Origin of the sequence: Fusobacterium ulcerans ATCC 49185, assembly GCF_900683735.1 — a bacterium.
Classification (GTDB): domain Bacteria; phylum Fusobacteriota; class Fusobacteriia; order Fusobacteriales; family Fusobacteriaceae; genus Fusobacterium_A; species Fusobacterium_A ulcerans_A.
Window position 1 is genome coordinate 2,481,781 of record NZ_LR215979.1, and the last position, 13,893, is coordinate 2,495,673.

Here is a 13,893-nt window from a genome sequence, read left to right on the forward strand (position 1 = left end):
ATTCCTTTCCAATACACTCTTTCATATATTATCTTTTATAAGCTTTAGCATATCTTCACTTTTCAGATTTTCAAGTTTATAATAATCTGCTTTCATGGCTTCACTCAATGTCTTTGCCATTTCAAGTTTTATAAACCCTTCTTCTGTATCTATTACTATGGCTCTTATTCCATCATTTTTTATTTTTTCAGCCATTTCAATACTCTCTTTCACTGGATCTTTTCCTGAAACAGAAAAATTTCCTTTTCCATCAGTTAAGAATACTATTAAAGGAACAATTTCTTTATCTTTTCTTATTTCGTTTTTCATTATTGTATATGCTTTTGCAATACCTTCTGCTAATGGAGTTTTTCCTCCTGTTGTTAACTTTTCCAGCTTTTTCTGTGCTAGATCTATACTTCTGGTAATAGGCAACAATTCCTCTGCTCTATCTCTTCTGAAAGATACCATTCCTACTTTATCTCTTTTTTCATAGGCATCTTTTAACAAAGACATAATTGCTCCCTTTACTGCTTCCATTCTTTTTTTAACTCCCATAGAACCACTTGAATCTACCACAAAAAGAATATTTGCCCCTGTTCTTTTTTCTCTTATCTTGACTCTTATATGCTCTTTTTTTATACTTATCATCAGATTATTTTCTTTATTCTTTGTCTGATATGGAGCTGCTGCTCTTATTGTTGCATCAAAAGCAAAATCTCTAATTTTTCCCTTTGGCAAAGTACTCTTTATATATCTTCCTTGTAAAGAACCACTTTTAGTTTTACATCTCTTTCCTGTTCCAGCTCTTTTTTTAGTATCATGTACAGTATCTATGAGTATATCCTTTACTTTAAAGATTTCTCCTATTTCAAACTCTTCTTCAGATTCTGTGTTTTCATTATTTTTCTTTTCCTCTTCATTCTTATCTGAATTTTCAGAGATTTCAGAATCATTTTTCTCTTCATTTTCTTTTCCACTCTCTTCTGGGGTTTCTTTTTCCTGTTTTTCATCTGGAAGATTATTTTCTTCTGAGTCCTTATCTTCTTGTTCATCTTCATGATTATTATCTTTCAGTTCATTTCCCTTATTTTGAGGTGTACTTTCCTGTTTTTGATTTGTTCTGTGAGGAAGAACAAATATAGCTGCTTCCTTTAAATCATCTATATTTAAATAACTTCTTCCATCTAATGCTGCCAAGGATTTAGCTGTTTCTACAAGAATTATTTCAGCTCTATTACCTATTGTATTAGCTTCTTCTACAATCTTTACAGCTATATTCATTATCTGTTCACTAACTTTTATCTTTTCTACTCTTTCTTTGGCACGATTTACTTTTTCTTTTAATATTTCTTCCTCTTCAACATATTTTTTACAAAATTCTATGGGGTTATTTTCATATTCCAACCTTTTCTTTACTATTCTTACTCTTTCCAAAACATTGCGAGTTCCAACAGCATTTACATAAAGTCCAAATTTATCTAATAATTGAGGTCTTAAATCTCCCTCTTCTGGATTCATTGTCCCTATTAAAACAAATCTGCATTCATGAGAAAAACTTACTCCATCTCTTTCTACATAATTCATCTCTCGTGAAGCTACTTCTAATATACTGCTTACTATACTGTCTCCTAATAGATTTATTTCATCTACATATAAAATATTTCCATGACATTTTTTTAAAAGTCCTTCCTGAAATATTTTTTTTCCAGATTTCATAGTTTTTTCTATATCTATACTTCCTACCAGATTATCTTCTGTTATATTTAAAGGAAGATTTATCACTTTCATTTCAGAAAATAATTCTCCTAATCCTCTGACCAATGTAGATTTTGCTGTTCCCTTTTCTCCATTTATCAGCACTCCTCCTATTTTTTTATTTACTATATTTAGAAGAAGAGCTTTTTTTATTCTTTCCTGTCCTTCAACTGCTACAAAAGGAAATATCATATTTCCCTCCTTATAAGTTTTCTATGAGCTTTTCTAATTTGCTTTCTTCCAACACACCATCTTCAAAAGGAGTTTTTCTCATTCTATGAGGTAATGTCAATACTGCTGCTCTCAACATATCCTCCTTAGCTACATCTTCTCTTCCTTCATATGCAGCTATTGTTATAGCTGTTTTTATAACACTTATATCTGCTCTGTGCCCATCAACATTCAAAGCTATTGATATTTTAGCTGCAATTTCATACATTTCATCACTGCATTTAATATTTTTTAATATTTTTTTACTTTTTTCTATTTTTTCTTTTAATTCATTTTCGTCTTTTTCATATTTTTTTATAAATTTTTCGGAGTCTGCTTCAAATTCAAGCCTTCTTTTAACTACTTCTACTCTTTTACTTGTTTCTTTTTCTCCAGCTACATCTACCACCAGTCCAAACCTGTCTAATAATTGAGGCCTCAAATCTCCTTCTTCTGGATTCATTGTCCCTACCAATATAAATTTAGCTGGGTGGCTGAATGATATCCCTTCTCTTTCTATACTGTTTACTCCCATAGCTGCTGAATCCAATAAAACATCAACTATATGATCATCCAATAAATTTATTTCATCTACATAGAGAATATTTCTATTACTTTGAGCAAGTATTCCCTTTTCAAATTTCTTTTCTCCATTTTTTATTGCATGTTCAATATCCAATGTTCCTACCACTCTGTCTTCTGTAGCACTTATTGGAAGATTTATTACTTTCATTTTACCTTGAATTATCTGAATCTCTTCTCCTGCTTTATATTTTTTTAGGCACTCATCACAAAACTCATCAGGTTTCTCAGGGTCGCAATGAAATTCACAATGATTTTCATCCCTCTCTGCAAGAAGACTGGCAAGACCCCTAACTAATGTAGATTTTGCCGTTCCCTTCTCTCCTCTTATAAGTACCCCTCCTAAAGCTGGGTTTATTATATTCAATATTAATGCTTCTTTCATTTTTTCTTGCCCTACTATCCCTGTAAAAGGATAGAGAAAATTTCTATTACTCATTTATTTTCCTTTCTTCATCCAGTATTTTAAACACTGCCTTTCGCAGAATACAATCTTTATCTTCTGTTTCATATTTTTGATTATACAGCATTCTCGAAGGACAGCACCCTTTACAAATTTTCCTATATTCACATATATTACATCTTTCATATTTCCCTGAAGATAATTTTTTCATCTCAATTTCTTCATCTATATTTCCCATATAATATTCTATATTTCCTACAAGAGAACTGCATGGATAAGTATCTCCAGCTGGAGTTACTACTATGGCCTGCCCCAATGACGAATAACAATAATTATCACTGCTGCACTCCATACATTCTCTCATTTTCGTTTCTTCTATTTCTCTTATTCCTACTTTTTTTCCTGTGAGTTCTATAAGAAGCTGAATCTTTTCATATGCCTTTTTTATATTAATATAAATATCTCCATCATTTGGAGGTTTTATCTCTTTATTACTATTACAGTTTCCAGCAGTTCGTAAAAGATCAAGCCCTATTCCTCTTACATTTCCTAAGTAATATGCCATTTCTATTAATTTTTCAAGTTTTTCAATATTTTTATTAGTTACCACACAATTTATATTTATATCTTTTTTATACTCTCTAAGAAAATTTATCCCTTGAAGAACTTTTTTAGTTCCTCCCCTCAACTCCTCATTAACAGCTACAGTTCCATCAAAACTAATTCCTATATTTATATCCATTTTTGCAAGTTTTTTGGCTATTTCTTCTGTTATCAATGTCCCATTGCTTTGGAGTCCTATCTTGCATTTATATCCATTTTCTTTCAAGTATTGATAAAGCTTTTCTATTACCTTGAAATTAAGCAGTGGTTCTCCCCCTGCCAATATCAGAATAAAGTTTTTATTTTCACAAAGATTTATTGCTTTTTTAGCAGTTTCAAAAGACATTAATTTATGAGTAAATGCAGGGTGGGCATAGCAATATTTGCAATTTAAATTACAATCATCAGCCAGCCACAACACAAGATATTTAATATTTTTTTTACTCTTCATATGCCTCTACATCACCTTCAATGCTTAAATATATTTTTCTTAAACTTTCTAGTTTTTCTGGAGATGCACTCCACATATTTCTTTGATTAGCTTCTAAAAGCTTTTCAGCTATATTCATCACTGCATGTGGATTATTTTCTTTTATCCACTCTCTGTTTTCTTCATTTTCAATATATTTTTCAGTTATTTTATCATACATCCAGTCTTCAGCTATCTCAGATGTTGCATCCCACCCAAAGAATATATCTACCATAAAACTTACTTCCTGAGCTCCTTTATATCCATGTCTCTTTAACCCCTCAAACCACTTTGGATTCAGTATTCTTGACCTCATTATTTTGGCAGTTTCTTCTTTTAAACTTTTTATTTTTGTTGACTCTGGATCACTTGCATTTGCACTATATGAACGAGGATCTTTTCCACTGGCACATTTTACTGCTGCTACCAATCCACCATGATATGTATAGTAATCATCACTTTCCAGCATATCTATTTCAACTGAACTTTCATTTTTTACTGTTATTTCTGACTTAGCCATTCTCTTAGTGAATATCTTTTCTACTTTGGTTCCATGATAGCTGCTTCCATAAGCATGACTGCTCCAATTTATATATGCTTTTCCTAAATCTTCTCTTGTTTCCCATTCCTTTGAATTGATAAGCACTCCCACCCCAGCGCCATAGGTACCTGGCGGACATCCAAAGACTCTCATTTTTGAAATATGTTCAGCTTCACTCAATTGGTATCCCTCTTTTAAAAGCTCTTCTATCTCTTCATTCATATTTTTTCTAATGTAGTTTATTTCCTCAGGTTCATCTAATTGTGATACCAGATTTACTGCTTCTTCTAATAATCTTATAAGAATTGGAAAAGTATCTCTGAATAATCCTGTTATCCTTAATGTTACATCTATTCTAGGTCTTTTCAATTCTTCATAGGGAATAACTTCTAATCCTATTACTCTATCTCCATTATTCAGCCATATTGGTCTTACTCCCATAAGGTATAATGCTTCTGCAATATCATCTCCATTGGTTTTCATTGTTTCTCCACCATAGATCAACATAGCTATATTTTGAGGTATTTTCCCCTCATCCTCAATATATCTTTCTATAAGTTTATCTCCTAACTGCATTCCTACTTTCCATGATGCTCTTGATGGAATTTTGTTAGGATCTATTGCATAAAAATTAGTTCCTGTAGGTAAAATATTTATATTTCCTCTTGTGGGACATCCTGATTGTCCTGGAATAATAAATTTTCCCTCAGCACCTTTTATTGTACTTTCTTTTTCTCTTACTACTCCTCTTATTTTAGGTAAAACAGTTCCTAATATATTATTTCTAAGAGTTAAAATATATTTTCTATTTTTTACTTCATATCCTGAATATTCACCTTTTAATTCTGTTTTATTATCTGATAATATTTCTTTTATGATATCTAAAGTTATATTTCTTATATCATCTAAAATCATAAGATTACTTTTTCCATTTTCAGAAAAATCATATGGCTCATTCTTCAATTGTTCCAAATCATATCCCAAAGCTTTTCCAACAGATTTATCTGCTGCCAACATTCCACAGTTATCTATTCTCATAAGAGCTTGAATTAAAGTAGCACATCTATCTCCTTCTGCTGGTTCTCCTAATATATGAAGACCATCTTTGATTGTTGAACTTTTTAATTCCTCTATATATGAATGAAGCTTATTTATAAAGATCTTATAATCTTCTAAAACTTTTTCTTTGTCTAAATTCATATCCAAATTATAGTTATACTTAAACACTCTGTCTAATATATCCTTTTTAATTCCTTCCACTTTTGAATCTTTTGCATTTTCAGCTTGATAATACTGCTTTATCAATTCATCTATTTCTTCTATGTCCTCATACTCTCCTGCTAAAGTAAGAGCTGGAATCATATATGATATGAGAGCTGCATAACTTCTTCTTTTAGCCTGTAATCCCTCACCTGTTACATTAATAGAATAATCATACAAATGTGGAATATCATCTATATTAAAATCTGGACAACAACTGCTGCTTAATCCTATCTCTTTTCCTGGCAGCCATTCTAAAGTTCCATGAGTTCCCACATGATAAATCACATCTGCTTTAAATACTTCCTTTATCCACTTATAAAAAGAATAATATTGATGGGGAATCATAAAATTTGTATTATGATACATTTCTTCTGCTCTGCATATCATCCCTCTTGCAGGCTGTAGTCCTATAAAAATATTTCCATTGAGTATCCCAGGAACTGGCAATACATCTTCATACACCATAAATTCTCCTGGACCTTTTCCCCATTGCTCCTCCATTTTCTTTTGAACTTTTTCATCAAGCTGATCAAACCACTTCAAATATTTTTTCTTGTCTATTATATCTATACTTTTTTTTAATACCTTTTCAGAAGTTAACCATTTCTGATCATTTGATACTCCTTTTATAATCTTCTGAATTATCTCATTTCCATCTTTAAATTTATATTCAGTTTTAATACCCATTTCATCAAAAGCTTCTACCATATTATATACAGAATTAGGTGTATCCAATCCAAAGGCACACCCTATCATGTCATTTCTTGGAGGCATATTGTGAAATATTACTGCTATTTTTTTATCTTCATTCTTTTTTTGAGATAACCTCGCCCATCCCATAGCCATTCTTGCTATTTTATTTACTCTTTCATTAATTGGAATAAAAACAGACTTTTCTCCAAATTCATCTTTAATAATTTCATGAGTACAACAAGTAACTGAAATAATCTGTCCATCAAACTCTGGATAATAAACCCCTGTTGTAAGAGACATAGTATCCAATCCACGAACATCTTCTTCCCATGTTTCTCTATTTTGATATGTAGTCATAGCTTGGATGACAGGAACTCCCATATCTTCAAATATACTTTTTTCTACTACAGATGTTCCATCTCCAGGTTCATTAAATATACTTTGAGAATACCCAATAAGATTTATTATGACACTAGGTATAACTTTTTCATTTTTTTTGAAATAATTTTCTATTACCCATTTTGTTCCCCTTGATTTTATAGATTGATCTGGAATAGAATTAGTAAAGACAACTAAAGGAATTCCACCTTCTCTTTTTATTTCTTCTATGAATTTATCTATAACTTCCATTCTTCTACTCTGCCATTCTCGTCCATGAAAAAGTATTCCCACTATATTTTTTTCTTTTGCTATACTTTCAATAAATTTATCTGTATCTTTTACTATTTCTCCATTGGCATAAATTCCTTCCCATTGTGGATATTGACACTCTTCTATTTCATATTTATCTTTTCCTAGAGTATTGGCTGCATATAGAATCATATTTCTATAATTCTTTTCTCCACCTAAAAGATAGTATTTGGTTAATTTGTCCTGTACTAAAGATGAAAGTCCTGAATTTGCAGTAAATTCTCTTGTTTCATCTTCTATTGTAGAATGTATAAAAAATGGTTTTTTCCCCTGAAATTTCTTTTTAAACATTAAAAACTTTTTAAATGTTGATATTCCTCCATGTATCATCATACATATTAAATCACTTTTTTTAGTATGAGTTTCTAATTGATTGTATACTGCATCAGAAGAATCTATTTCAAAAGCTGTAAAAAATTTAAACTCAAACTTTCCTTGATATTCTTTAGTTATAGAGCTGCATACTTTATTTAAACTATACATATTATCAAACATTGAAGTTATAAATATTATTTTAAACATCGTTCCCCCATTTTTCTGTAATATATTTTACAAAGGTCATGATATATTTTCCTAGCAAATAGTTTAATGTCTTTTCTTCCTTTTCTTCTAATTCATAGTTAATTTGTAATTTATCACAAATAAGTTTCCTTATTTGCTCACACTGCTCTTTCACTGTTTCTTCTGAAAGCAGATTCCACTCTAGCTGATCCAGTAAATGAATATACAATGAAGTAAGAGCAACTGTCTCCTCATTCTTTTCTATCTTCTCAATAAACTCTATGTATTCTAATTTTTCCTCAGTTTTTTTTGGATATTTTTCAATATATCTATTCCATATTTCTTCAGCTGTTATGCCATATCTTCTTCCTCTTCTAAATATAGACTTTTGTTTTTCAGGAGTTAAGCCTGATTGTCTTGCTAAAGCTTCTTTTACTCCTTTTTTTACAGCTTTTCCTATTAATTCTCCTAATTTCGAATGTTTTCCAGAATCATTATATATAGCTTCACTTTCAAGATTACTGTAAACTATAACTCCATCTGTTCCAGATCCAGTTGCTATTCCATTTGAATATTTACTTCCTTCCAACAATTCCTGTATTGCTGCTGTTTTCGCTTCAGTTATAGTAATCATTGCCCTAGTCAAAGTTCTTGGAGGCAAATTTCCATTGATAGCTACAATTATATTTATAGTTCCATGCTTTATTTTCTCTGTTTTTCCATTATTTTCAACATAAGAAGCTGGATCCCCAACACGTCCTCCATTTGTTTCTATTCCTCCTGTTATCAAGGCAGTAACACTTAAATCTCCATATTTTTCTACAATTATACTCATATTTTTCATGTCTGCTGCTGTTCCCATTCCAGTTGTATATTGAGGGTCAAGTCCTAATTCTTCTGCTATGATTTCCATATGCTCCTTATATGTTGGAGCTTTTAACTGACATCCCATTCCTGGTGCAGTTTTTGCATCATTATTAAAAACAGAAGTCAGGTGTTCACTATATCCTCCATTTATAACTCCTGTGCTTAGTACAGCTCTCTTTCCAGAAAATTTTACTATAACACTTTTATTATATTTATATATTTTATCTCCTGTTTCTAATACTTTTAGCATTTGTTCCTCCTAAGTTCTATAATATACAAAAATCTAATAACCCAGATATAGAATTATGGTAAACTCTCGCATTTATTCCATATACCTTATTTAAATTTTCTTCTGTCATAACTTCTTCTGGCTTTCCATCTTTAACTATTTCTCCATTGGAAAGCAGTATAAGTCTTGTACAATATTTTACTGCTATTCTCAAATTATGAATTACTGATATCACTGTTTTAGATTCCTCTTTTATACTTTCTAGATGCTTAAATAGCTCATCTTCATACATCATATCTAAACTGGCTGATGGTTCATCTAAAAGCATTATGTCACTTTCCTGTGTAAGTACTTTGGCAAAAAGCACTCTCTGTCTTTCTCCTCCAGAAAGTTCTAATATAGATTTATCCTTAAAGCCTAAAGTATTTGTCATTTTCATATATTTTTCTGCTATTTCTATATCTTTTTTAGTATATTCCTGAAAGCTTTCTAGATAGGGATATCTTCCTAAAACTACTACATCTATACATGAAAAATCAAAACCAAGATTTGTATTTTGATTCATAAATGAAATTTTCCTTGCTAATTCTTTTTCCTTATATTCATCTATACTTTTATCATTAAGAAGTATTACCCCTCTATCTATTTTATTTATTCCATTTATTGTTTTCAAAAGAGTAGTTTTTCCAGAACCATTAGGACCTATTATCCCTATAATTTCTCCTTGACTGCATTTAAAACATATATTTTTTAGTATTTCTCTTTCACCTATTTTGTAACACACATTTTTAAGCTTCAAAGTAAAGTTATTCATAGCCCTTTTCCCTCTTTTCTAATTTTAATTATTAGATAAATAAAATATGGTGCTCCTATTAATGAAGTAATTATTCCTACACTTATTTCACTTGGAGCTAAAATTACTCTCGATATTAAATCGCTTAAAGTAAGAAAAAAAGCTCCTGCCAAAAATGATCCCTTTAATAGTTTTCTATTGTCTGCTCCAATTATTTTTCTCAGCATATGTGGGACAACAAGTCCAACAAATCCTATATTTCCACTTATACATACAGAAACAGCTGTTAATACAGCAACTATCACAAGTATTTTCTTTCTCATTTTTCTTATATTTATTCCCAAAGACTTTGCTTCCTCATCTCCCAACAAAAGTATATTCAGCTCTTTTCCATAACAAAACAAAATAAAAGCTAAAACTATAACAGGACCTACCCCAAATAGAAAATGCTCCCATCTTCTCCCACTGAGGCTTCCTATAGACCAGAAAATATATTCCTTTATTTGAGATTCCATAAGATTTGTAAGTATTATAGATGATATAGCCCCTACAAAACTGCTTATGGCAATTCCAGAAAGTATCAATAGTAAGTTATCACTTTTACCTCTTAAAGTTGAAAGTCTATACACAATAGCTGACACCACCAAAGAAAAGAATATAGAAAATAATGGCATTGCAAAAATATATTTTGAACTTAATCCTAAGGCTATGGATATAACTGCTCCAAGACTTGCTCCACTAGAAATACCAATTATTCCTGAATCAGCTATGGGATTTTTTAAAAGACTCTGCATTGTACACCCACATACAGCTAAAGCTCCTCCCACAATTGCTGCTGTCATTATCCTAGGAAATCTTACATAATATACAATTGGAATAAAACTTTTTTTCATTATGTCAAAATTAGTTATTCCAGTTTTATTTAACAATATTTTTATAACTTCTGATATTGGTACTTTTACTGCTCCATAGAAAAGAGAAAAAATAATTACTATAATCAAAAAGAAAGTTATCATAACATTAAAATTTAATTTAGTCTTTCCCATTGATTATTCCTCCTTTAAATTATAGATAGCTTTTCCAAGATTTTCTATTCCTTCAATCATATATTGGGAAGTTGGAGAAATATCTTTATATTTCAATAAATATATTCTTTTGTTTTTTACTGCTTTGACATCTTCATAACTCGGATCATTCATAACAAATTCTGAAAACTCCTCTGAATTTATATGCCCTTTCCATATAGGTATTATTATCACATCTGGATTTAATTCTATCACTTTTTCTTTTGATATCTTCTGTGATCCTATAATTTCAGCCTCACTAGCTGCATTTATTCCTCCAATAAGACTTACCATATTATCAAAAGTAGTTCCTTTTCCACTGGTATTTTCATAAGAGGTATACAATAATATTCTTAATTTTTCCCCTTTATATCCATCATGTATTTGTTTTTGAAGAATAGAAAGTCTAGTTTCCATATTTTTCACTATTTCTTCTCCTTTTTCTTCTTCACCTACTAAAACTGCTAATTCTTTTATAAGTTCTTTTTGTTCTTTAAAATTTTTAGGAGTTTTATAGGTATATACATTTGCTCCAGTTTCTTGTATTTGCAGAAGTATTTCTTTTTTCATCCAATCTGCTGTTATTACTAAATCTGGTTCTAATTCTATCATTGTTTCAATATTGCTTTCTATTTTAGGAAACTTCTTTGCTTCTTCTTCCACATGAGACATATCTGGTTCTTCATTAATTTGCCCACATAATCCCGCTATTCTTCCATGATCTACAAGGCTCAATATCATCTCATCCCCACTTAATGTCAGAGAGGCTATTCGATTAAATTTTTTTCCCTCTGCTCCCAGAATAGATATTGAAATGGTAAGTATAAAAATTATATAAATTAGAGAGATTATTTTTTTCAATACCCTCACATCCCTTTTTAAATTCTTCTTCAATAGTAATAAAGCAGGGGGAAATCTATCTCCCTGCTCTATACTTAATTTAATAATTAGAAGTTATATTTAAATCCTGCATAGAAACTTCTTCCATCTGCTGGGTAATAAACTTTTCTTGGCCCAGGACTATAAGAAGATCTTGTTGATGTTATTGTATTGCAGTATTCTTTATCAAAAAGATTTCTCACTCCTCCATAAAGTTCTAATCCACTACTCAGTGTATAAGATATATTTGCATCTACTGTTATATAATCATTATCTTTTCCAAAATAATTGTCAAAATCATCTTCAGCATATGATTTTCCTACATAATATGCATCTCCATTTACTAAAAGATTACTTGTTATATTATATGTAGCACCTATATTCCCTTGCCATTTTGCTACTCCTGCAAATTCATTTCCATCATATACTCCACTTGTTATTTTTGGTTCAATATATGAAATATTTTCTCTCAAAGTTAATTTATCAAAGTAATGAACAAATGATAACTGGGCTCCAATTCTTCTGACAGTTCCATCAAAATTTCTATTAGTTGAAGTATTGGCATCAGTTTTATCATAATAAATTTCATTATCTGAATCTATATAAAAAACAGATGTTGAAATGGCTGTATTCCTAATCATATCTCTTATTCCTAGTTCATAAACATCATTCTTTTGAGTTTTTACATCTCCTGACCAAGCTCCAGCATCTCCTATAGTTGGTGTTCTTACTGCCCTTGTATAATTAAAATAGACATTTCCACTATCAGAATACAAATAGTTTGCTCCTATCTCAAAACTATCATTATTTGAGTAATCTGAAGAGTGAGGAGTTATTTCTTGTAAAACCCAACCAGGACCATAAGTTTTTGTACTGTACTTATATTTAACCCTCTCCCTTCGATATCCTTGAGTAAATTGTAGTTTTCCAAATGTAGTCTTATTCATTATATATCCAGCATATGATTCTCTTTCATCATCTGGTGCTTTTTGAACTTTGCCATTTACAGATACAGGAGTTTTAAACTCTCTATTTCCATCTCTATAATCTCCACCTATAATAATGTAACTATTTTCTTCATAAGAATACTTTAATTGTGGATTTATATAATATTCTTTTGTAAGTTGATTTTGATTCTTACTTTCATCTTCATAATAACCTCCATAAACTAATAAATCTAATTTATCAGTTAGCTTTTTATTATAAGATAAATTCCAAATATCAGTTATATTATGCATAACTCCACCATAACTTCCAGGTTTAGTAGGATCTTTATCATACTGACCTTTTTCTAAATAACCAGTATAATAATCTTTAGTTTCATTATGATTATATCTTAATTCAATGTTTCCATCTTTTAAAAGATACTTACCTCTTAACCAAACCGATTCTCTTTTATCTTCATCATTTTTATATTCAGTATTTCTATCTCTATAATCCATACTTGAGTATCCTGAATACGAAGCATTTAATAATAACTTATCTCCAATCTTAGTTCCATAACTTAGATTCGCTCTTGTAGTTTCCCAAGAACCAGCTTCTAATCCAACACTTCCATAATTTATCTTATTTTCTGGTGTTTTAGTTATAATATTTACAACTCCTCCAATAGCACCATCACCATACATAACAGCTCCTCCACCTTGAACAACTTCAATTCTTTCTACTTCTGTAATTGGAATTTGGTTTATATTGAATCCTGCTACACCATTCAAAGGAATTCCATCTAAAAGAACTATTGTATTATATTTTGCTGTTGCTCCTGACCCTCTTAAGTCTATTACTGGTGAAGCTCCATCCATTTTTCTGATTGTAACACCTGGAACTCCTTTCAATGCATCATCGATAGTTGCTGCTCCTCTTTCTTTAATTTCCTCACTCGTTATCACAGTTACATTTTTAGCTGTTTCATGAGTTAAAGTTCCAAAGCTTTCTCCTGTTGTTATTACTGTTTCATTAAGTCTTTGACTTGCAATATTTTCCTCTCCCATTGCTGCCATTGATGCTCCAACTGTCAATATAGCAGCTAACATTAAAGTCCTTTTCATTATTTCCTCCCAGATATTTATTTTGTAATAAACAAAAAACTCTGATCAGGCAAAAACTTTACCTAACCAGAGCACCAATTCCGAAATAATGAAATTCAAAAAATAACAGAAATTTACATTTTCAAATATATTAATTGGTAAGTCTTCTGACTTAGCTTCATCCTACTCTCACGCCTTCCCAGTTTCCCAGTGACATAATGTGATTTCGTCCGCCATACAGCAGCTTGCGCTGTGGGGGATTCTCACCCCTCTTCCTCTATTAAGCATATGCACCTAATCATCTTTTTGTTTTATTCTAATTTTAATAGTACATTATCCAAA

9 protein-coding genes and 1 riboswitch are annotated in these 13,893 nt (G+C 30.6%); all 9 genes read right to left on the minus strand.

Features of this window, described 5'->3' with window-relative positions; translation table 11 throughout:
• Window positions 1-21: 21 nt before the first annotated feature.
• The gene (locus tag E0E45_RS11090) at window positions 22-1,929 is read right to left on the minus strand and encodes a magnesium chelatase subunit D family protein (protein WP_130891225.1); all 1,908 of its coding nucleotides are present in this window, start codon (window positions 1,927-1,929) and stop codon (window positions 22-24) included.
• A gap of 10 nt (window positions 1,930-1,939) precedes the next feature.
• Window positions 1,940-2,968, minus strand: a complete 1,029-nt coding sequence (locus tag E0E45_RS11095; protein WP_130891226.1) for an ATP-binding protein — start codon at window positions 2,966-2,968, stop codon at window positions 1,940-1,942.
• Window positions 2,961-3,986, minus strand: coding sequence for a radical SAM/SPASM domain-containing protein (locus tag E0E45_RS11100; protein ID WP_130891227.1), 1,026 nt, complete (start codon window positions 3,984-3,986; stop codon window positions 2,961-2,963). Before E0E45_RS11100 ends, E0E45_RS11095 begins: the two co-directional genes overlap by 8 nt.
• Window positions 3,976-7,713 (minus strand): cobaltochelatase subunit CobN, encoded by a 3,738-nt coding sequence (gene cobN, locus E0E45_RS11105; RefSeq protein WP_130891228.1) that lies wholly within the window; start codon window positions 7,711-7,713, stop codon window positions 3,976-3,978. Before cobN ends, E0E45_RS11100 begins: the two co-directional genes overlap by 11 nt.
• Window positions 7,706-8,809: an adenosylcobinamide amidohydrolase gene (locus E0E45_RS11110; RefSeq protein WP_130891229.1), complete on the minus strand. Its 1,104-nt coding sequence runs from the start codon at window positions 8,807-8,809 to the stop codon at window positions 7,706-7,708. Before E0E45_RS11110 ends, cobN begins: the two co-directional genes overlap by 8 nt.
• 16 nt (window positions 8,810-8,825) lie before the next feature.
• Complete coding sequence (locus E0E45_RS11115; protein ID WP_130891230.1) at window positions 8,826-9,602, minus strand: ABC transporter ATP-binding protein; 777 nt, start codon at window positions 9,600-9,602, stop codon at window positions 8,826-8,828.
• Window positions 9,599-10,627: a FecCD family ABC transporter permease gene (locus E0E45_RS11120; protein ID WP_130891231.1), complete on the minus strand. Its 1,029-nt coding sequence runs from the start codon at window positions 10,625-10,627 to the stop codon at window positions 9,599-9,601. Before E0E45_RS11120 ends, E0E45_RS11115 begins: the two co-directional genes overlap by 4 nt.
• Window positions 10,628-10,630: 3 nt before the next feature.
• On the minus strand, window positions 10,631-11,506 hold the full coding sequence (locus tag E0E45_RS11125; protein ID WP_130891232.1) for an ABC transporter substrate-binding protein: 876 nt from the start codon (window positions 11,504-11,506) through the stop codon (window positions 10,631-10,633).
• Between the two features lie 86 nt (window positions 11,507-11,592).
• A complete protein-coding gene (locus E0E45_RS11130; protein WP_130891233.1) occupies window positions 11,593-13,572 on the minus strand; it encodes a TonB-dependent receptor family protein in 1,980 nt (659 codons plus the stop codon).
• A gap of 118 nt (window positions 13,573-13,690) precedes the next feature.
• Window positions 13,691-13,864, minus strand: a riboswitch (cobalamin riboswitch).
• Between the last annotated feature and the right edge of the window lie 29 nt (window positions 13,865-13,893).

What these genes read in the sequence shown, in the direction of transcription:
- E0E45_RS11115 (WP_130891230.1), bottom strand. Translation starts at nt 9,602, where the DNA reads ATGAATAACTTTACTTTGAAGCTTAAAAATGTGTGTTACAAAATAGGT.
- E0E45_RS11130 (WP_130891233.1), bottom strand. Translation starts at nt 13,572, where the DNA reads ATGAAAAGGACTTTAATGTTAGCTGCTATATTGACAGTTGGAGCATCA.
- E0E45_RS11095 (WP_130891226.1), bottom strand. Translation starts at nt 2,968, where the DNA reads ATGAGTAATAGAAATTTTCTCTATCCTTTTACAGGGATAGTAGGGCAA.
- E0E45_RS11110 (WP_130891229.1), bottom strand. Translation starts at nt 8,809, where the DNA reads ATGCTAAAAGTATTAGAAACAGGAGATAAAATATATAAATATAATAAA.
- E0E45_RS11090 (WP_130891225.1), bottom strand. Translation starts at nt 1,929, where the DNA reads ATGATATTTCCTTTTGTAGCAGTTGAAGGACAGGAAAGAATAAAAAAA.
- cobN (WP_130891228.1), bottom strand. Translation starts at nt 7,713, where the DNA reads ATGTTTAAAATAATATTTATAACTTCAATGTTTGATAATATGTATAGT.
- E0E45_RS11120 (WP_130891231.1), bottom strand. Translation starts at nt 10,627, where the DNA reads ATGGGAAAGACTAAATTAAATTTTAATGTTATGATAACTTTCTTTTTG.
- E0E45_RS11100 (WP_130891227.1), bottom strand. Translation starts at nt 3,986, where the DNA reads ATGAAGAGTAAAAAAAATATTAAATATCTTGTGTTGTGGCTGGCTGAT.